At 69.2% G+C, this 19,499-nt stretch carries 15 protein-coding genes and 1 riboswitch; of the genes, 4 read left to right on the top strand and 11 right to left on the bottom strand.

Annotation, left to right across the window (positions count from 1 at the left end; all coding sequences use genetic code 11):
- Window positions 1-82 precede the first annotated feature (82 nt).
- Window positions 83-1,069 carry an AsnC family protein gene (locus AVR91_RS02885; protein ID WP_063276562.1) on the top strand — a complete coding sequence of 329 codons (987 nt, stop codon included), beginning with the start codon at window positions 83-85 and terminating at the stop codon, window positions 1,067-1,069.
- Window positions 1,070-1,303: 234 nt separating this feature from the next.
- Here AVR91_RS02885 and AVR91_RS02880 read toward each other — a convergent pair whose 3' ends face one another.
- The 9 genes from AVR91_RS02880 to ileS form a co-directional block, all read right to left on the bottom strand.
- Entirely contained in the window at window positions 1,304-2,230 is a 927-nt protein-coding gene (locus AVR91_RS02880; RefSeq protein ID WP_063276561.1) for an RluA family pseudouridine synthase, read from the bottom strand.
- The gene (gene lspA / locus AVR91_RS02875; RefSeq protein WP_016335917.1) at window positions 2,227-2,790 is read right to left on the bottom strand and encodes a signal peptidase II; all 564 of its coding nucleotides are present in this window, start codon (window positions 2,788-2,790) and stop codon (window positions 2,227-2,229) included. The genes AVR91_RS02880 and lspA overlap by 4 nt, the downstream gene beginning before the upstream one ends.
- Window positions 2,787-3,413, bottom strand: coding sequence for a hypothetical protein (locus AVR91_RS42335; protein ID WP_063276560.1), 627 nt, complete (start codon window positions 3,411-3,413; stop codon window positions 2,787-2,789). The genes lspA and AVR91_RS42335 overlap by 4 nt, the downstream gene beginning before the upstream one ends.
- 19 nt (window positions 3,414-3,432) lie before the next feature.
- Window positions 3,433-4,776 (bottom strand): aminotransferase class V-fold PLP-dependent enzyme, encoded by a 1,344-nt coding sequence (locus tag AVR91_RS02865; RefSeq protein WP_063276559.1) that lies wholly within the window; start codon window positions 4,774-4,776, stop codon window positions 3,433-3,435.
- A 32-nt stretch (window positions 4,777-4,808) separates the two neighbouring features.
- Window positions 4,809-4,923: riboswitch (SAM riboswitch) on the bottom strand.
- 128 nt (window positions 4,924-5,051) lie between these two features.
- On the bottom strand, window positions 5,052-5,735 hold the full coding sequence (locus AVR91_RS02860; protein ID WP_063276558.1) for a M23 family metallopeptidase: 684 nt from the start codon (window positions 5,733-5,735) through the stop codon (window positions 5,052-5,054).
- Between the two features lie 131 nt (window positions 5,736-5,866).
- Window positions 5,867-7,345: a potassium/proton antiporter gene (locus AVR91_RS02855; protein ID WP_063276557.1), complete on the bottom strand. Its 1,479-nt coding sequence runs from the start codon at window positions 7,343-7,345 to the stop codon at window positions 5,867-5,869.
- A 112-nt stretch (window positions 7,346-7,457) separates the two neighbouring features.
- The gene (locus AVR91_RS02850; RefSeq protein WP_063276556.1) at window positions 7,458-8,141 is read right to left on the bottom strand and encodes an ArsR/SmtB family transcription factor; all 684 of its coding nucleotides are present in this window, start codon (window positions 8,139-8,141) and stop codon (window positions 7,458-7,460) included.
- 43 nt (window positions 8,142-8,184) lie between these two features.
- Window positions 8,185-9,786 (bottom strand): penicillin-binding transpeptidase domain-containing protein, encoded by a 1,602-nt coding sequence (locus AVR91_RS02845; RefSeq protein ID WP_063276555.1) that lies wholly within the window; start codon window positions 9,784-9,786, stop codon window positions 8,185-8,187.
- A 211-nt stretch (window positions 9,787-9,997) separates the two neighbouring features.
- Window positions 9,998-13,159 (bottom strand): isoleucine--tRNA ligase, encoded by a 3,162-nt coding sequence (gene ileS / locus AVR91_RS02840; RefSeq protein ID WP_063276554.1) that lies wholly within the window; start codon window positions 13,157-13,159, stop codon window positions 9,998-10,000.
- Window positions 13,160-13,492: 333 nt separating this feature from the next.
- Here ileS and AVR91_RS02835 point away from each other — a divergent pair, with 333 nt between their 5' ends.
- Window positions 13,493-15,124 (top strand): hypothetical protein, encoded by a 1,632-nt coding sequence (locus AVR91_RS02835; protein ID WP_063276553.1) that lies wholly within the window; start codon window positions 13,493-13,495, stop codon window positions 15,122-15,124.
- Window positions 15,125-15,196: 72 nt separating this feature from the next.
- On the opposite strand, the gene AVR91_RS02830 is transcribed toward AVR91_RS02835, so the two are convergent.
- Entirely contained in the window at window positions 15,197-16,453 is a 1,257-nt protein-coding gene (locus AVR91_RS02830) for an HNH endonuclease signature motif containing protein (RefSeq protein ID WP_076857237.1), read from the bottom strand.
- 139 nt (window positions 16,454-16,592) lie between these two features.
- Here AVR91_RS02830 and AVR91_RS02825 point away from each other — a divergent pair, with 139 nt between their 5' ends.
- Entirely contained in the window at window positions 16,593-16,994 is a 402-nt protein-coding gene (locus AVR91_RS02825; RefSeq protein ID WP_083737328.1) for a DUF4279 domain-containing protein, read from the top strand.
- A gap of 69 nt (window positions 16,995-17,063) precedes the next feature.
- Window positions 17,064-18,872, top strand: coding sequence for an FUSC family protein (locus AVR91_RS02820; protein WP_063270985.1), 1,809 nt, complete (start codon window positions 17,064-17,066; stop codon window positions 18,870-18,872).
- On the opposite strand, the gene AVR91_RS02815 is transcribed toward AVR91_RS02820, so the two are convergent.
- Window positions 18,869-19,423, bottom strand: a complete 555-nt coding sequence (locus tag AVR91_RS02815; protein ID WP_063270984.1) for a hypothetical protein — start codon at window positions 19,421-19,423, stop codon at window positions 18,869-18,871. The two genes, AVR91_RS02820 and AVR91_RS02815, sit on opposite strands and share 4 nt — an antisense overlap.
- Window positions 19,424-19,499 lie beyond the last annotated feature (76 nt).

The following is a 19,499-nucleotide window of genomic DNA, read 5'->3' as shown; positions in this document are numbered from 1 at the left end:
GAGTACTACCGAAGCCGGGTTTTGCCGCGCTCGGGCGGCCTCTCCCCGCGGCGCCGGAGGCGAGACGGTAGCGTTCCCGGACGTGGCCGTGACCGATCCCGTGGACATCCGCCTGCTCGCCGCCCTCGCGGACCTGGGCAAGGCGGCCGTACACGAACTCGCGGCGAAGGTCGGGATGGATCCACGCGAGGTCGCGTACCGCCTGGTCGCCCTCTCGGGCAGCGGGTTGCCGCTGCTCGTGGGCGTGGAGAGCGACCCGAACGGGCTACGGTCCGCCATCGCGAGCGCGCCGCCCTCCTGGGCGCAGCAGCCCCCTCAACAACCCCAGCGCCCGCCGGGGCACTCCGGGCCGCACAACATCCAGGGCACCCCCTCGGGGCCGTACAACGTCCAGGGGACGCCTTCGGGCGCGTACAACGTGCACGGCACGCCTTCGGGCCGCTACCCCGGACCGCCGTCGGCCCCGGTACGCCAGCCGATGGCGCCGCCGCAGCCCCCGCCGCGTCCGCCCGCCCCGCCGCAGCAGCAGTTCGCCCCGCCGCCGATGGCGCCGGCCGACCCGGTGATGAGCACCTGGGGCGTCCCCCAGACCGCGTCCTGGGCGCGCGGCGACGAGCAGCAGGTGACTTCGCAGGCCGCCCCGGAGGGCAAGAAGGGCCGGACCGGCGACGTGATGGAGACCCAGGGCCTGGAGGGCGAGCAGCTCACCGTCCAGTTGCTCGAGGTACAGGACCCGGCGGACTACCTGTTCAGCGCCGCGGGCTACTCGCTGGAAGCCGGGGAACGGTCGGTCGTCGTGCACACCGAGATCACCAACCGCGGGAACATCCCGTTCGTGTCGCTTCCGGACAACTACCTCGAACTGCTCACCGCGGACGGCAAGCCGATCGCGAAGGCTCCGGTCTCGCTGACGTCGCGGCCGCCGCACAAGATCGGTGTCCGGCCCGGCGAGACCCTCGGCGGGCACACCGTCTACGTGCTGCCGGACGCCACCCGCGTGGTCGCCGTGCGCTGGTCGCCGCGGCCCGAACCGGACGAGCGCACGCTGACCTGGTCGATCGAGGACTGACGCACCCCTTGCCGCATTCAGAGGACTAAATGCGGCTCGCCTCAACGGTTGCGCGTGAAGGACCCCTTCACGCGGCTCAGCCGAGGAAACTCGACCTTCGCGGCTGCCCGGATGTCATGAAAGGGTCGTTCAGGACACATTTCGTCCTGAACGACCCTTTCATGACATCCGGCACTCCCCTCAAGTACGTGAAGGACCCCTTGCCGCATTCAGAGGACTAAATGCGGCAAGTGGCTAGTTCTCGTCCTGCAGGATCCGCAGCGCGTTCGCCAGGTCGTCCGGGTACTCCGATTCGAACTCGACCCAGCGTCCGTCGGCCGGGTGCGCGAAGGCGAGCGTCTTCGCGTGCAGCCACTGCCGCGAAAGCCCGAGCTTGCGCGCCAGCACGGGGTCGGCGCCGTAGGTCAGGTCACCGACGCACGGGTGCTTGAGCGCCGAGAAGTGCACGCGGATCTGGTGCGTGCGGCCGGTCTCCAGCTTGATCTGCGCCAGCGACGCGGCGCGGAAGGCCTCGACGACCTCGTAATGCGTGACGCTCGGCCGCCCGCCCTGTACGACGGCGAACTTGTAGTCGTGCCGGGGGTGCCGGTCGATCGGCGCGTCGATGGTGCCGCGCGTCGGGTCCGGGTGGCCCTGGACGATGGCGTGGTAGCCCTTGTCGACGGTGCGTTCCTTGAACGCCCGCTTCAGCACGGTGTACGCGTGCTCGCTCTTCGCCACGACCATCACGCCGGTGGTGCCGGCGTCCAGCCGGTGCACGACACCCTGACGTTCGGCTGCGCCCGAGGTCGCGATGCGCAGCCCGGCGGCGGCGAGCCCGCCGACGACGGTCGGCCCGGTCCAGCCGGGGCTCGGGTGCACGGCGACGCCGACCGGCTTCGAGATCACCACGATGTCGTCATCGTCGTGCAGGATCTTCATGCCCTCGACGGGTTCCGCGACGACCTCGACGGCTGACGCCGGATCGGGCAGCGTCACTTCGAGCAGTCCGCCGGCGGTCAGCCGGTCCGACTTCCCGGCGGGCCTGCCGTCCAGGTAGATCTCGCCGGATTCGGCCAGTTCCGCCACGACGGTGCGGGAAAGTCCCAGCAGCTTCGCCAGCCCCGCGTCGACGCGCATTCCGTCGAGCCCGTCGGGGACGGGCAGCATGCGCGCGCTCATTCGGTCGCCGCCTTCTTCTTGTCCTTTGTGGATGTTCCGTCGTAGTCCTTGCCCAGCAAGGAAAGAATCACGATGAGCACACCGCCGACGCAGATCGCGGAATCGGCGACGTTGAAGATCGCCCAGCCCTGCCCGTTCGGCGCGAAGGCGGAGATCATGTCGACCACGTGCCCCTGCAGCGGGCCGGGGGCGCGGAAGATCCGGTCGGTCAGGTTGCCGAGCGCGCCGGCCAGCACGAGGCCGAGGCCGATCGCCCAGCCGACCGAGCGCAGCCGCCGGGACAGCCAGACGATGGCGATCACGACGGCGATCGCGACCAGCGCGAGCACCCAGGTCAGCCCGGTCGCCATCGAGAAGGCGGCACCGGGGTTGCGCACCAGCTGGAAGTACACGAGCCCGCCGAGGAACTCGACCGGCTGCTTGCCCTCCAGCGTGGACACGGCGATCTGCTTGGTGAGGAGGTCGATCCCCCACAGCACCGCGGCGACGGCGAACACCACGGCGACGCGCTTCTTGGGCAGCGGCGGCGACGGTGGCGCCGTTTCGGGCTCTGTACTCACTCCCCCATTGTCCACGGAGCGTGTTCAGGCCTCGCCTTCGGCCTGCTCAGCAGGGCCGCGAACGCCCCGGCGAGCGCGACCAGCGACGACAGCACCAGCGCGAGCTGTCCGCGTGCGGGCACGACCGCGCAGAGCACGAACGCCGCGGCCACGGCCAGCACCAGCACGCTGCGGTCCAGCCAGGCGAGCAGGAGCAGGCCGATGGTCAGCAGGATCGCGCTCCGGGTGTCACCGCCGAGGTCGAACTCCCAGTACCCGACCAGGTCGGCCAGTGCGATGGCGACCAGGCCGCCGAGCGCGATCGCGGCGACCTTCCACCACCGCATGGTCTTCGTCCGAAGGGCGTAGAAGAGCACCGTGCCGAGGTAGACCGCGAACACGGCGAACAGCCAGCCGTCGTTCCGGCCTGCGATGTCGAACGACGTGTCCAGCGCGGCCGCGGTTTCGCGGCTCATCTCGACGCCGTGCAAGCTCACGTACCCGAACGAATGTCGTTCACCGGTGGGCGCGTAGGCGAACCAGCCCCCGGACCGGATCCCGCCCAGGGAAAAGGCCACCACGGCCAGCTGGGCGAATCCCAGTAACGCCAGCGGAAACCAGTAACGCGGTCGTTCGTTCCCCATGCGGGGTGACGGTAGTGGCTCAGGCGCAGAACGGGGGCAGTTCGCGCGGATCGTTTTCCGGCACCCAGCGGCCTTCCGGCTTCTCGTATTGCCAGCGCGCGCCGCGGGCGACGATCTGGCGCAGCGCCAGGACGATCCGGTCCACGTGCTCGGTGGTGCTGCCGAGGCCGAGGCTCACGCGCACGGCCTGCTGGCCCGTCGAACCGGCGACGGCGATCAGCCGTTTGGTCGCCACGTGCGCGCAGAACGCGCCGTCCCGCACGCCGATGCCGTATTCCGCGGAAAGGACCGCGGCGAGCCAGCCCGGGTCGAAACCGTCGACGACGAAGCTGAGCGTGCCGACCCGGTCGACCGGCGCGTCGAACAAGCGCAGTTCGGTGAAGCCGGGGATGGCGGCGAGGCCGCGGCGCAGCCGCGCGAGCAGTTCCTCTTCGTGGGCGACGATGCCGTCCCAGTTCGCTGCCAGCGTCTCGCAGGCGACACCGAGCGCGTACACGCCGACGGTGTTGGGGGAACCGGCTTCGTGCCGCTCCGGTCCGGAATTCCAGACCACGGAGTCACGGGTGACGAGCTTCGTCGCGCCGCCGCCGGCGAGGTACGGCTGGGCCGCGCGCAGCCAGTCGGCGCGGCCGATCAGCGCACCGGTACCGAAAGGCGCGTACAGCTTGTGCCCCGACAGCGCGACGTAGTCGACGTCGAGTTCGCGCACCGAGATCTTCCGGTGCGGCGCGAGCTGCGCCGCGTCGAGTGCGATGCGGGCGCCGTGCCGCCGCGCGACGGCCGCGATCTCCTTGACCGGCAACAGTTCCCCGGTCACGTTGGACGCGCCGGTGAGCACCACCAGCCGCGGCCCCTGCGGGCAGTCCGCGAGCGCTTCGTCCACAGCGGACACCGCGGCGAGGCGGGTCCGAGGGGTTTCGATCCGGCGGACGTTCGGCCCCTTCCATGGCAGCAGGGCGGCGTGGTGCTCGGTGTCGAACACGACGACCGATGTGTGCTTCGGCAGGCTGCGCGCGAGAAGGTTGAAGGAATCGGTGGTGTTGCGGGTGAACACGACGGTGTCGGTCGACCGCGCGTCGACGAAGTCCCGCAGGATCCCGCGCGTGCGCTCGTAAAGCTTGGTGGAGACCTGCGACGCGAACCCGGCGCCGCGGTGCACGCTGGCGTACCAGGGCAGGAATTCGTCGACCGCGGCCCGCACCTTGTCCAGACAGGGCGCGCTCGCCGCGTGATCGAGATTGGCGTAGCCGATGTCGCCGCCGGTGACCAGCGGAACCCGCAGATCGGCGCAGGCGACCGCCGGGATTTCGTGCGTGGCAACGGTTTCAGCAGGGGTGCTGGTGCGTTCGAGAGCGAGGGTCATCGTCATCCTCCGGGCCAGGGGACCCGCCGAGGATCCCGCGCTTGCCCGTCGCACCGCGCGACGAGCCAGGTCCTCACCCGGGGCACCCCACCGCGGAAGGAGGGTTGCCGGTCAGCTAGCCGGGGCTTGACGCTGACACTCGTGACCTACGGACGAAGTTAGCGGATGGTCGGCCGATCGAGCCAGCCCTCGTCCGCATCTTGAGACGCCGCTCACGTGCCCGATGAGCGGGAAACACCGTTGCCCGGCGCCGCGCCGCGCCGGGCAACGGCAGGTCAGACCCGGAATCGGCCGGGCAGCGGGACGGTCGAGCGGGAGGAGACCTCGGTCGCGGTGCCGGAGTACTGATCGGTGCCCGCGGTGAACTGCCAGCCGCCGAAGGTCTTGCCGTCGACCGCCTCGCCGTAGGCTTCGGCGACCTTGGTCGAGACCTCGTCGTAGGACTTGCCGTCCCAGTCGCCCGCGCCGACCCCGAAGTCGCGCGAGTCGCCGCCCTGTGCGGCGGCCGTGGGCAGGGTCCACAAGGTGAAGTGCACGTGGGCGCCGGTGCTGCTGCCACCGCAGGGCAGCGCGTTGCCGGTCCGGCCGAGTGCGTCGCCCGGGGCGACCTTCTGGCCGTCGGTGACCGAAATGTTCTCCATGTGGTAGTACCCGGTGCGCCAGCCGCCGTCGTGGTCGACGGTCACCCAGTCGCCGCCGGAGCAGTGCTGGATCCGGACGGTGCCCGCCAGTGGGGCGCGAACGGTCTTGTCGCCGGGGCTGAAGTCGATGGCGTTCTTCACGCCGGAGTTCCCGTTGTCCGAGTGGATGCCCGCCGAGTAGACCGATTGGCCCGTGTCGAAGGGCAGCCCGAACGTGGGAAAGGCACCGGCCGCTGTCGCCGTCGGGGCCGCGAGGACCACCCCTACGAGGGTCGCGGCGACCCCCAGACCGGCGAACCGCACAGGAAGTTTCGTCACCTTGCGTACTCCTTACCCCGTGACACTCACCCATTCGATGGAGTCGATTGCGGGGAAAGTAATCCAAAGGGAGTACAAAAGGGAAGAATTTTCGGAGATCAACCGACGAACAGCTGGTGCCGGTTCGTGACCTACTGGCCGGATTCGCCCTTCCACCTGGCCAGACGGCCGGCGCGGTCGACCGCCCGCAGGCGTCGTTCGGCCGCGTCGCGGGCTTCGGCGGTGGTCACGACGAGTAACTGGTCGCGTTCCTGCAGCCGGGTGTTCTTGTTCGGCGTGAAGCCGGCGCCGTCGCGGACTAGGAGGCTGATCGTCGCCCCCACCGGCAGCCGCAGTTCGGCCAGGTAGACGCCGTGCATCTTCGATCCGGTGTTGATCCGGACCTGCAGGAGTTCCGCGCCCATCTCGTCGAGCGGCGCGGAGTCGACGTCGATCTCGTGCGCTTCGGCGTGCTGGGCCAGCCCGAGCGCTCGCGCGAGCGGGGTCAGCGTCGCCCCCTGGAGCAGGGTCAGCACGATGACCAGCACGAACACCGCGTCGACCAGCTCCTGCGCACCGGGCAACCCGGACGACAGCGGGATGAGCGCGAGCACGATCGGGACCGCGCCGCGCAGCCCGGCCCAGGACAGGAACACCTGTTCCCGCCAGGGGATCTTGAACGGCAGCGCCGACAGGAGCACCGACAGCGGACGCGCCAGCAGCAACACGACCGCGCCCGCGACCAGGCCCTGGACCAGGCTTTCGAAGATCCTGCTCGGCGAGGCGAACAGGCCGAGCAGCACGAAGAGGCCGATCTGCGCGAGCCAGCCGAGCCCTTCGGCGAAGGAAAGCGTGTCCGATCGGTGCGGCAGCTTCGAATTCCCCAGCACCAGGGCCGCGACATAGGTGGCGAGCAGCCCCGACGCGTGGGCGAGTTGCCCGCTCGAGTACGCCACGACGCACACCGCGACCGTCGCCAGCGGGTACAGGCCGGTGGCGGGAAGCGCCGCCCGGCGCAGCGCGAACGCCCCGCCCCAGCCGAAGGCCAGGCCGATCACCAGGCCGGCGGCGAGTTCGTAGACCACCAGCAGCGGCAGCGACCAGTCGACGGTCGCCCCCTCGGCGAGGACGACGACCGCGATGTACGCCGGGGCGTCGTTGATGCCGGACTCGATCTCCAGCGCGCCGACGAGCCGCTTCCCGATCCCCGCCGATCTCAGCACGGAGAAGACCGCGGCGGCGTCAGTGGAGGCGAGTACCGCGCCCCACAGCAACGCCATCCGCCAGTCCAGGCCCAGCAGCCAGTGCAAGGCCGCGCCGGTGACCGCGATGCTCACCGCGACGGCCACTGTGGACAGTGCGATTCCGATGCCCAGCGAGGGTTTCACGGCCGTCCACCGGGTGGTGAGGCCACCTTCGGACAGGATCATCACCAGCGCGGCGAGGCCGAGCGACTGGGTGAGCTCGGGGTTGTCGTACTGGATGCCGAACCCGGCTTCGCCGAGCAGGACCCCCATCCCCAGGTACAGCAGCAGCGAAGGAAGGCCGACCCGGATCGACACCCGGACGGCGATCACGGCGACGAGAAGCACCGCGCCACCGGTGCCGAGGATGAGCGGGAGCTGCTCCATGTCGCCTCCCGTTCCGGTCGCCGTGAGGGCTCCAGAATAGTGAGGCGGTGATCGTCACACGTTCGTGTACCGGTCGAAAAGTGTCCGGATAACCTGTGTTACAGACTGTCCATTAGGGACTGCGCAGGGCCACCAGGTCGACACCGAGTTCCGCGAACGGTTCTTCCGCCGCGGGCAGGACTTTCACCGCGCGGTTGCCCTCACGGGACAACCAGCCGGCGCTCACTCCGTGAGACAGTAACGCCGCGGCGACCCGGCCCGCCAAATGATCACGGCGCACTGTCCAATCCAGACAGTCACGCAGCATCGGACGGCGGCCGCCGTCGATCTCCACCCCGAGCGCGTCGAGCACCTCGCGTCCTCGGCCGGTCAGCGTCAGTCCGCCGGCGTCGTCGATCAGCCCGGTGGTGAGCATCCCGTCCCGCAGCGCCACACCGACCGTCCCGGCGAGGTGGTCGTAGCAGGTCCTGGCGAACTCCAGCCGCTTCACCCGCACCGAGGACCGCAGCCCTTTCACCGGCCGATGCTCGGCGTGCTGCGCCAAATGCTCGATCAGCTCCGCCACCCGGGGGTCGGCTATCCGGACATAACTGTGCCTCCCCTGCTTCACCCGCACGACGAACCCGGCGTCGGTCAGCTTCGTCACGTGCTCACTCGCCGTCGACGCGGCCACCTCGGCCGCACCCGCCAGCTCGGTCACCGTCCAGGCGCGCCCGTCGAGCAGCGCGAGGCACATCGACGCGCGGCTCGGCTCGGCGAGCACGGCCGCGACCTCGGCCAGTGCGATCGTTTCCATGCCTTCACCGTAGAAGACGCACGGCTCGGCGGCGGCCGAAGCGTCAGCCCGCCAGGAACTTCGCCGCCAGCTGGACCGCGGGTTTGGAGTCGTTGGAACCTTCGAGCATGACGGCGAAAGCGACGTCGCCGCGATAGCCGACGAACCAGCCGTTGGCGTCGGCGCCCGAGCCGAACTGCGCCGTACCGGTCTTGCCGAAGACGGCTCCGCTGCCCTTCAACGCTTTCGCGGTCCCCGTCGTGCAGACCTCGCGCATCATCGCGCGGACCTGGTTCAGCACCCCGGCGGGCGGAGCCTGGTACCCGGCGTTGACCTTGGTCTCCAGCCCCTGCCACAGCTTCGGCACCACCGGCTTCCCGGTCGCGACCGTCGCGGCCATGAGCGCCGCGCCCAGCGGGCTGACCTGCACCCTGCCCTGGCCGATCCCGGCCTCGACCTGCTCGTCACCGCTGCCCGACGGCTCCACCTTCCCGGCCTCCGTCGCCAGTCCGGGGATCTCGAAGTCGGCATTGAGGCCGAGCTGGCTCGCGGCCTTCGCGAGGCCGTCCGCGGGCAGTTGCCCGGCGAGCCGCCCGAAGGTCGTGTTGCACGACGCGGCGAACGCCGTCTTCAGTGAGACGGTCCCCAGGTCGAACCCGTTGTCGTTCTTGAGCGTGCGGGTCCCGATCTGCTCGCTGCCCGGACAGGGCAACGGGGAGTCGGCGGAGACCCCGCCCTGCTGCAGCGCCGCGGTCGCCGTGGCGATCTTGAAGGCCGAACCCGGCGAGTACAGGCCGTTGAGCGCCTTCGGCTGGTTTCCGGCGGCACCGTTCTGCGCGACCGCCAGGAGTTCGCCCGAGGTCTTCATCGCGACGATGATCGCCGGCCCCGCGAAGCCGTCGACGGCCTTCTGAGCGGCGTTCTGGGAGGCCACGCTCAACGTCGAAACCAGCGGCTTGTCCGTCTCGGCCGCCTGTCCGAAGAGCGTCTCGACCGGTTTGCCGGAGACGTCGACGCGCGACACGGTGACGGTCGCTCCGGTGCCGCTGTTCTCCCCGGCGGCGACCTTGGACAACGCTCCCTGCAGGATCGGCGCGACGCCTGTCGCGTCACCGCCGACGAGTGCCTTGCCGTCGCGGTCGGCCACGATCGGCTTGGCCGCGACCGGCGCGAGCGAAAGCCGCTGCCCGGCTTCGAGCTTCGGATGGATCACCGACATCGCCCAGCGGACTACCCACTTCCCGGCGTTGCGCACCAGGTCCAGCTTGCCCTCGTATTTCCAGGCGCTGTTGCCCGCGAAGGCCCACGAGACGTGGAAGGTGGCCGACGTCGTGGTCGCGTTGCCCGGTGTCGTCGGGACCTCGCCGAGCGACGTCCTGACCGATGCCCCGTTGAGCGCCGCGCGCGTGCCCGACAGGGCGGTCGTGGCCGCCGCCGGATCGTCGACCGGGGCGGTGGTCAGGTCGCCGGTGTCGAACAGCCGCAGGAACCGGCCCGCGACCTGCGCCGGGCTCTCCTGCGCGCTCTCGGTGGCGTCGCCCTGGCCACCGCCGGAAGCCGCCGGCGCCCGGTCCTCCCTGACCAGCAGCACCACCGCGGCCACCACGATGGCGACCACCGCGAGCGCGGCGCCGATCAGGATCCCTCTTTTCCGGGCAGGACTCATGGATTCGCTCTCCCCCAGTGCGGCGCGCCCCTCGCGCGCCCCCGGGCGCCAGCCTGCCGATTTCCCCCGCGCAAGGCGCGCTTCGGGCGGGAAAGCGGCTGTTCCGAATCCGTTTCGTGATCCCGGTGATCGAGACCCGCCCCGGATGCAATGAACGGTCCGTTCCTTGCAAATTTTGCAAGGAACGGACCGTTCATAGCGCTCGCGAGGGTCAGGCCTTGGTGACCGCCACGGTCACCTTCGTGCCCTCCCCGACCGTCCCGGCCGATCCGTCGGCGACGTCGCCGTACGCCACCGAAGTCGCCAACGTCTCCGAAGCGATGAACTCCTCGTGCGTCTTCGCGGCCGTGACCACATCTTCCGGCGCGTCGACCGTCAGCGCGATGCGGTCGGCGACGTCGAGCCCGGCGTCGCGGCGGGCCTGCTGCACGACCCGGACGAGGTCGCGGGCCAGGCCCTCGGCCGCCAGTTCGTCGGTCACGTCGGTGTCGAGCAGCACCAGCCCGGCGCCGCCCGGCAGTTCCGCGGCCGCGCCGCCGCCCTTGGCGACCAGACGCCGGTCGTACTCGCCTTCGACGAGCTCGATCCCGGCCGCCACGACGGCACCGCTCTCGGACGTCGTCCACTCACCGGCCTTGACGGCCTTGATCACCGTTTGGACGTCCTTGCCCAGCCGCGGTCCGGCCGCACGGGCGTTCACCGCGACCTCGAATCCGCCGTGCGCGGCGACGTCCGTGGTCAGCTCGACGGACTTGACGTTGACCTCGTCGCGCAGGATGTCGGTGAAGTCGCGCAGCGAGTCGGCCTCGTGCGCGGCGACGACCAGCTTGGCCAGCGGCAGCCGCACGCGCAGCTTGTTCGACTTCCGCAGCGACAGCGCCGAAGACGCCACCTGGCGCACCCGGTCCATCGCCGTCACCAGCGCCGCGTCGGCGGGCAGGTCGAGCGCGTTCGGCCAGTCGGTCAGGTGCACCGAACGGCCGCCGGTCAGGCCGCGCCAAACGACCTCCGTGGTCAGCGGCAGCAGCGGCGCCACCACCCGCGAGGTGACCTCCAGCACGGTGTGCAGGGTGTCGATCGCGTCCTGCTCGCCCGCCCAGAACCGGTCACGCGAGCGGCGCACGTACCAGTTCGTCAGCACCTCGAGGAAGTCGCGGACGGTCGAGCAGGCACCGGCGACGTCGTAGGTGTCGAGCGCGTGCTCGACGTCGGTGACCAGTTCGTGCGTCTTCGCCAGCACATACCGGTCGAGGATGTGCTTCGAATCCGTGCGCCACTGGCCTTCCACGCCCTCGGCGTTCGCGTAGAGCGCGAGGAAGTAGTACGAGTTCCACAGCGGCAGCACGGCCTGGCGGACGGCGTCGCGGATGCCCTTGTCGGTGACGACCAGGTTCCCGCCGCGCAGGATCGGGCTCGCCATCAGGTACCAGCGCATCGCGTCGGAGCCGTCGCGGTCGAAGACCTCGTTGACGTCCGGGTAGTTGCGCAGCGACTTGGACATCTTCTGGCCGTCCGAGCCGAGCACGATGCCGTGCGAGATGCAGGTGCGGAACGCCGGCCGGTCGAACAGCGCGGTCGCCAGTACGTGCAGGACGTAGAACCAGCCGCGCGTCTGCCCGATGTACTCGACGATGAAGTCGCCCGGGTAGTGGTGCTCGAACCACTCGGTGTTCTCGAACGGGTAGTGCACCTGCGCGTACGGCATCGAGCCCGAGTCGAACCAGACGTCCAGCACGTCCTCGATCCGGCGCATGGTGGACTTCCCGGTCGGGTCGTCCGGGTTGGGCCGGGTCAGCTCGTCGATGAACGGCCGGTGCAGGTTCTCCAGCCGCACGCCGAAATCGCGCTCGATCTCGTCGAGCGAGCCGTACACGTCCGTGCGCGGGTACGCCGGGTCGTCCGACTGCCATACCGGGATCGGCGTGCCGAAGTACCGGTTGCGCGAGACCGACCAGTCGCGGGCGTTCTCCAGCCACTTGCCGAACTGGCCGTCCTTGACGTTCTCCGGGTACCAGGTGATCTGCTGGTTCAGCTCGACCATCCGGTCCTTGAACTCGGTCACGGCGACGAACCACGACGAGACGGCGCGGTAGATCAGCGGGTTGCGGCAGCGCCAGCAGTGCGGGTACGGGTGCTCGTAGGTCTCGTGGCGCAGCAGCACCGCGCCCTGGCGGCCGGCGGAACCGGTGCCGTTCTTGAGATCCTTGATGATGTTCGGGTTGGCGTCGAAGACCTGCTGGCCCTCGTAGTCCGAGACGGTCGCGTCGAACTTGCCCTGCGCGTCCACCGGGGTGACCGGGACGATGCCCGCCGCGTCGGTGACGACCTTGTCCTCTTCACCGTAGGCGGGCGCGATGTGGACGACACCGGTGCCGTCCTCGGTGGTGACGTAGTCCGCGGACAGCACGCGGTGGGCGTTCTCGTGTCCGGCGAAGTACGGGAACGGTGGGGCGTAACGGGTTCCGAGCAACTCGGTACCGGTGTAGTGCCCGACGACCGTCGGCTCTTCACCGAGTTCGCGGGCGTACGCGGCGACGCGCGCTTCGGCGAGCAGGAACCGCTTGCCGTCGCTTTCCACCACGACGTACCGCACGTCCGGGTGCACCGCGGTCGCCAGGTTGGACGGCAGCGTCCACGGGGTCGTGGTCCAGATCAGCAGGTACGTACCGTCGAGCTCGTTGTCGTTGCCCTCCAAGCGGAAACCGACCGTGACGGCCGGGTCCTGGCGGCTGGCGTAGACGTCGTCGTCCATGCGCAGCTCGTGGTTGGACAGCGGGGTCTCGTCGCGCCAGCAGTAGGGCAGGACGCGGTAGCCCTCGTAGACCAGGCCCTTGTCCCACAGCTGTTTGAACGCCCAGATGACCGACTCCATGTAGGACAGGTCGAGCGTCTTGTAGTCGTTGTCGAAGTCGACCCAGCGGGCCTGACGGGTGACGTAGTCCTGCCATTCGCCGGTGTAGCGCAGCACGGACTCCCGGCAGGCGTCGTTGAAGACGTCGATGCCCATCGCGTCGATCTCGGACTTCTCGGTGATCCCGAGCTGGCGCATGGCCTCGAGTTCGGCGGGCAGGCCGTGGGTGTCCCAGCCGAAGCGGCGCTCGACGCGCTTGCCCTTCATGGTCTGGTAACGCGGCACCAGGTCCTTCACGTACCCGGTGAGCAGGTGACCGTAGTGCGGGAGACCGTTGGCGAACGGCGGGCCGTCGTAGAAGACGTACTCGTTCGAACCGTTGACGCCGGGGTCGCGGGCGTCGATCGACGCCTGGAAGGTCCGATCGGCTTCCCAGTACGCGAGGACGCGCTTTTCCGACTCGGGGAACGAAGGCTGGGACGGGACGCCGGTCTCGCCGTCCACCTGTGCCTTGGGATACATCTTCGGTGCTCCTCGCGGTTCGTCTCTCTCGTACGGGCTTTCACCCACACGGGGACGAGACGGCCGTTTCCGGCGCGTTCCGCGGTACCACCCCGCTTGCCCGGCCGGTCGGTGTTTCCGGCTGGGCCGCTCATTCGACGGCTGTGACGGGCCGTACCCGTCCGGTTCTACTGAGGGCGCGGGCCCTGTTCTTCCGGAGGCTCCCCGGTGATGGCCGGATCGGTGCCAGTTGAGTCAAGGGTAGCGCGCGGGGGCAACCGGGTTGTCCGGGGTGGGCGGAAACTCGGAGGCGGCGGCCGGCGGCCGTGATTAGGCTCCTGCCCGAGGAGGGTGATGGACACCGAAGAACAGCTGTGGCGCCAGATCCGCGTCACCGACCGGATGTGGGAAGGCCCGGGGCAGATCGCCGCGCTCGAGAAGGTGACTCGTCGCGTGGACGCGCTCGGCTTGATCGCGCATCGGAACGAGGCGCGCGTCCGGCTCGCCACCGCGTACCTGCTCGGCGGCGAGCCCGCGAAGGCGTTCGAGCCTCTCTCCCTGTGTCTGGACTCCGGCGATCCCGAGCTCAGGCCGGTGTTCGACCACCTGGCCGAGGCGTTCGTCGAAGACCCGCGCGTTCCGCTCGCGGACACCCTCGCCGTGCTCGACGAAGGCGAACGGCTCTTCGGGCCGATGCCCGACAACCGCCTGATCATCGCGTCGCATCTCGGCACCGACGCGGACATCGGCTACGAGGCTCCCGCGGAAAGCTCGCGATGCGGCCAGTGCGACACCGGATTGAAGATCGACCACCTGCTCCGGATCGGCCGCGTCGACGACGCCGTCGAGCTCTTCTCCGACGACGACTACTGCTCCCGGCAGCCGCACGCGATGCTCGCGGCACTGATGCTCCCGTTCGCCCGAGCCGGACGGCTCGACGACGCGGTGGAAGCGTTCCGGGCCTCGTATTCGGCCTTCTGGACCGAACCGGCGGAGCTCGGCTCGCTGGCCCGGCACGTCGAGTTCTGCGCACACACGGGGAATCACGCCGCGGCCCGGAAATTGGTCGACCGGCACGGCGGGTGGCGGCCGACGCCTTTCGGGACGATGGAGTTCCACGCCGCGGCGGCCTTGGTGACGGACTCCCACGCGTCCCTCGCGCTGGAGATCGCCGCCCGGTTCGACGCCCGCAACGGCAACTCCGCGCAAAGCCGGCGGATCCGGGCGTCGCTCGCCGCGGAGCCGGCACCGGTCGCAGTGGACCTGGGTTCGGCGTTGCTGCCCCGTACCAAGCGAATGGGATCGCGCCTCGTGATCTATCCGACGACCGTGGAGGAACTGGCTTCCCTGGCCGAACGCAACGAAGACGATCCTGAGTTCGCCGCCGTCATGTGGGAACGGTTCGACGAGCTCCTGCCGAACCCCGAAGGTGAACTGCTCGCGCGTCGCCGTCGCGCCGGTTCCGGCGGACTTGCCGGGGCCACCGATCCCGGGGCAAGCGCGTTCCGGCGCGCTGCGCTGTATCTGGAAGAGGCCCCTTCGCGAGCCTTGACGTTCGCGCGGGATGCCATGGACCTCTTCCTGGCGAAGTTCGACTACGTGAACGCCGCCCGCGCACGGCTGATGGCGGTATGGATCCTGGCGTTCACAGGCGATCCGAAGACCGCTCTCGACTTGATCGACAAGCCCGACCCTGCCGGTGACAACCCTGAGGTGCAGGCCGAAGTGCTGTACACCCACGGAAAGCTCTCGCAGTCGTTCGGCGATCTCGACGAGGCCGCTTTCCGGCTGCTCATGGCCGCCGAAAGCTTCGAGTCCGCCGAGAACACCGACGCGCTCGGCTGGACCCGCGCCGATCTCGCGGAGCTCTTCTTGACGATGGAGCGTTTCGAGGACGCCGCCGATGCCGCGGAAGAGGCCGTCCGGCTGGCTCCCACGGCGCGGGCCAGGGCATTGCGGAATCGGGCTTACCTTTTGCGCGCTTAAGGGCAGGCCCCGATCGTTGAGCCGGCGGCCCTGAGCGCAGCCGTGTAGGTCGTTATACAGTCACCAAACGGCCTATGTCCTGAGGTGCATGCTGTTCCTCCTCGGTGCCCCGCTCGGGTCGAGGTAAGCGGGCGGGGTGAACTCCGGCAGTCCGTCTTGGGCGATCTGGACCTTCCATTCGCTGCGGTGGATCAGCCGGTGATGTTTGGTGCAGAGCAGGACGAGGTTGTCGATCTTCGTCTCGCCGTGATGCCGCCAGAAAACAATGTGGTGAGCCGTACAACGAGGTACGGGCATGTCGCAGCCCGGGAACGCGCAGCCACCGTCGCGGATGGTGAGTGCGTATTTCTGGGCCAGCGACACGGTGCGTTTGGAGCGGCCGATGTCGAGGGGTTCGCCTGCGGTGCCGAGGACGCCGGGGCGGACGCGGGCATCGCAGGCGAGGATGCGGGCGTCGGTCGCGCTGATCGGCCCGACTAGGTCGAGGTGGGCTTCGCCGATGTCGCGGATCAAGTCGTCGTAGGACATGGTGATGAGGATGTGAGTCGCTTCGCCGGCTTGGCCGGGGAGGTTGCGGCTGGTGGTCTTCAACCGCACGTAGTCGGTGAAGGCATCCCCGTAGCGTTCGTCCTGAGTCCGGGAATCACGGACTCCGTCGATGGCTTTGTGGGGTTTGGCCATCGGATCCAGATCGGACTTCAACCGGGCGTAGGTTTCCAGATCCAGGCGAGCCTTGAGACCTAAGGTGCCGTCGCGGTGCTTGACGAACCGCAGCTCCGGCCGAGTCTCCTTCGGATCCTCGTCACGGGGTTCCTTACCGTCCGGGTCGAGCTCGTCGAGCAGGCGACGTCCGGCACGGGCGATCTGGCGTGGCCCCGCACACCGGGCCAAGTCGACCAGGATCTTCTCCCCGGCCCGCACGTCCGCTTCGGGAACGCTCGACGGGATCCGGGCGAGTGTCTTGATGATCGCGTCGATCTGACCCCCACCGATCGCACCCTCCGCAGCCGCCTCGGCCGTCAACGGCGCCAACGACGGCTCGGGATCCCCGCCGATCGATGGGCCAGGATGCAGGGCCAGCACCCGATCGGCGCGGGCGGCGGCTTCCTTGTCCGACACCAGGAAATCCTCGAGAATCAACCCGGCCAACGTCGAATGACCGCTGCAGCCGCGGATCCCGCGGGAATTGATTTCGGCCAGGATCGCGCTCTGCTCGGCATCCAACTGGCGCTTCAGGACTTCGAGTTCCTGTTTGCGGACGTGCAGCGTCGCCGTATCGACGCGCCACCACTCGGTGGACGTCTTGGGGGAGGCTTCGTCGCTGGACACAAGATCAACGCTACGCCGGATCGAACACCTGTGCTATAGCATATTCAGACTACAAAGACCCGCGAAGAAGCCTCGCATCCACTGTCGTGGGCGGGCATTTCCCTCGCGGCAAAGGCATTTGCTACGCGACCATGTACTGATGCGGACACGAGCGACGTTTCGGATCTCTGGCGATCACGGTGGAAGCGCTACGTCGGTGACTCGACTACTCACTTTGGAACCGTCACAGGCGTTCGAGGTCGGGGAGCCGGTCGGATGGCGTTCGGGAACCGTCCGTCCGGTATCGCTGTGGCTGCTGTCGTCGGACTTACCGCCGGGTGGCGAGCTTGCCGATCATCTTCACTGGCTTCTCGATCGGCTTGAGCCCAAGGCCGACGCGGTATGGCAGTTGATCAGCGAAGGGTACGTGGCCGACTGGTTTTGCTTGGCGGCGTCGCATGCGACCGAACACGCGATTGAGCTCGACCGGCCGCTTCTCCGGCGGCTTCTGACACTGCCAGGTGACCTGCTCCTGGACGTCATGAGCGACGACGAACAGTAAGTCCAAGCCCCCGAGTTGCCGTCCCCGCCGCCGCATCTAGGTTGACGGTATGCCGATCTGCGGGGCCCGATGAAAGGGCCTGGACTCCTCATCGTCCTGCTGGTCGTCCTCGGTGGCGTCAGCGGGCTCGGGTTCCTCTTGGGACTGGGCAACGCGGCCGCCCTGGCCGCCCTCACCGCGCTCTTCTGCCTCATCGCGGCGGTCGGCGGGCCGCTGTGGGCGGATCTGCGGTTGCTGGCGTGGTTCGCGCCCGCGCTGATCCTCGCGGTCGGGGTGCCGCGGTTGCTGGGCGCGGTGTCGCAGTGGGCGGCGATCGGGCTGCTGGTGGCGATCGTGGTCGTGGCCGGCCTGCTGCCCGTGCTCGGGCCGCGGTTCGTGACGGTGGGGCTCGGGCTCGGGATGGCGTCACTGTTCGGGTACGGCTTCCAGTTGACGGGGACGGCGTCGGCGGGGCAGATCCTGGGCGCGCCCGCGCTCGCGGTGGGGGTCGTGATCCTGTTGCGGGTGCTGATAGGCGCGAAGGATCCCGCCAAGCCGACCCGTGACGCGCTGGCCGACGCGCTCTCGACGGATACTTCCGAGACTCAAGTGCGTGCGGCGAGGCTTTGGCTCGCGGACCGGCCCCGTCGCTGGACCGGCGGGGTCCTCGGCGGACTGTTCCGCTATCGCGCGGCCACCGGGCTGCTGGAGATCCGCCGGAAACGACTGAACAGCAAGGAAATCGGCGAAACACTCGACGCCGCCAAAGAAGAAGCCGCGAGGCTGGCCGAAGCCGTCCGAAGCCCCACCGCGCCGAACGACGTCCAACCGGTGCGGCGCAACGAAACCGGTGGGTTGCCCGGCGCCACGGCGAGGCTCGTCACCGCGCTCTGGGAGGCACTCGAAACCATCCGGGCCTCGGCGACCGAACGCGACGAGTCTCGTGTGGACGTTCCGAAGGGGCTCCGCAAGGAACTGCGCCGGATCGAGCTGGGCGGCGCGTTTTCCTGGCAGTCGGCGCAGTTCCGGCACGCGCTCCGCTGCGGGCTCGGCGTCGGGCTGGCGCTGGTGGTCGCGAGTTTCCGGCCCGGCGACCCGCTCACCGTGTCGTTCCTGCTCGGCACCTTCGCCATCCTGCAACCGGAATGGCGGGACAGCCTCGGCAAGGCATGGCAGCGGATCGGCGGATCGCTCGGCGGCGCCGTCGTGCTCGGTCTCGTTCTTTGGCTTCTGCCGCAAGGGTTTCTGCTGCCGATCGGGCTCGTCGCGCTCCTCGGCGGGTTCTCGTTCATGCAGACGCGGCCGGCGATCTTCAACGGTTGCATGGTCCTGATGTCGGTCGGCATGAACGCGACCACCCGGCATCTCGACCCGCGTTACGTCCTCGTCGAGTACCTGCTCCTGATGGTCCTCGCCGGCGTCATCGCGCTGCTGTTCGGGTTCGCCGCGATCCCCGGGGTGCCGAAACCCGGCCCCACGGAACGGTTCGAGAACGCCGTCGGCGCCACCCGGGAGCTGCTCGGCTCGGTGGCGCTGAAACTACGCGGCCAGGACGTCGACCCGCGGACGCTCGGCCGCGAGTTCCGTGCCGCCACCATCGCCCATCACGGGCTGCTCGCGGCGGAACCCGGCACCAAGGAACCCTCGCCCGGTCAACAAGACGCGCTGGAGAAGGCCGCCGAAGCGTTGCGTGGCCTGTCCGTCACGGCGTCATCGCTCTTGCTGCGGCCCGGATCGGCCGAAGCGGCGGATGCCGTCGACGAGGCGGCGCGCACACTCGGTACCGACGAAACCGCGGAAATCCCCGTGCCGCGGGACGCGGACGAGGAACAGCGCCTGGTGCTCGACACGATCGCCGCCGACGTCGTGGCGGTCGGCGAAGCGGCGCAGAAGTTCTAAGCCTTCTCGCGGTGCTTCCCGGCGATCTCGGCGTCGGGCGTGCACAGCGCGCACGGGGTGAACCCGAGCTGCCGCGCCTCACCGATGCCGAGCGGGATGGTGTCCCTTGCTTCGAGCCACTCGCACGAAGTCACGTGATAGCGCGGGTACTCGTCGACGACGACGACCTCGATCTCGAGTTCGGAGACGACGGCCACATCCGCGGGGTCGCTCTTCTCCTCGCCGGGGTCGCCGGTCTGCTGCGGCTCGGGGGTGTCCTCCGCATCGCCCAGCTCACCCGCGGCGGGCATCAAGACGGTCTGCTCGACGTCCTCGGGTTTCTTTTCCTCACCGTCGGCGGGCTCGTCCTCGTCGGACGCGTCTTCGGCCGCTTCTTCTTCAGCGGGGGCCGCTCGCTTCTTCCGGCGGCGCAGCCAGTCGAAGAGGAGCAGCAACCCCGCGACGACGGAGAGGCCGATGGAGATCCAAGCCCACAGGGAGTTCGCGGTGATGAGCGCCGCGACGAGCAGCCCCAGAGCCGCCAGTACCAGTACCAGGACGATGAAGAGCACGGTGAATTACAACACGAGCGCACAGCGAAACGGCCCCGACCCTCCGGAGAGTGCCGAGGCCGTTCCAGTGTGTAGA

This window comes from Amycolatopsis keratiniphila subsp. keratiniphila, assembly GCF_001620365.2.
Taxonomy (GTDB): domain Bacteria; phylum Actinomycetota; class Actinomycetes; order Mycobacteriales; family Pseudonocardiaceae; genus Amycolatopsis; species Amycolatopsis keratiniphila.
Note: the sequence above shows the minus strand (reverse complement) of the source record. Positions and strands in the feature narration are given on the sequence as shown.

Bases quoted from the DNA above. Each gene is read 5' to 3' on its own strand.
- AVR91_RS02880 (WP_063276561.1), bottom strand. From the start codon at position 2,230: ATGAGCGCGCGCATGCTGCCCGTCCCCGACGGGCTCGACGGAATGCGC.
- AVR91_RS42335 (WP_063276560.1), bottom strand. From the start codon at position 3,413: ATGGGGAACGAACGACCGCGTTACTGGTTTCCGCTGGCGTTACTGGGA.
- AVR91_RS02865 (WP_063276559.1), bottom strand. From the start codon at position 4,776: ATGACCCTCGCTCTCGAACGCACCAGCACCCCTGCTGAAACCGTTGCC.
- AVR91_RS02855 (WP_063276557.1), bottom strand. From the start codon at position 7,345: ATGGAGCAGCTCCCGCTCATCCTCGGCACCGGTGGCGCGGTGCTTCTC.
- AVR91_RS02850 (WP_063276556.1), bottom strand. From the start codon at position 8,141: ATGGAAACGATCGCACTGGCCGAGGTCGCGGCCGTGCTCGCCGAGCCG.
- AVR91_RS02845 (WP_063276555.1), bottom strand. From the start codon at position 9,786: ATGAGTCCTGCCCGGAAAAGAGGGATCCTGATCGGCGCCGCGCTCGCG.
- ileS (WP_063276554.1), bottom strand. From the start codon at position 13,159: ATGTATCCCAAGGCACAGGTGGACGGCGAGACCGGCGTCCCGTCCCAG.
- AVR91_RS02835 (WP_063276553.1), top strand. From the start codon at position 13,493: ATGGACACCGAAGAACAGCTGTGGCGCCAGATCCGCGTCACCGACCGG.
- AVR91_RS02825 (WP_083737328.1), top strand. From the start codon at position 16,593: ATGCGGACACGAGCGACGTTTCGGATCTCTGGCGATCACGGTGGAAGC.
- AVR91_RS02820 (WP_063270985.1), top strand. From the start codon at position 17,064: ATGAAAGGGCCTGGACTCCTCATCGTCCTGCTGGTCGTCCTCGGTGGC.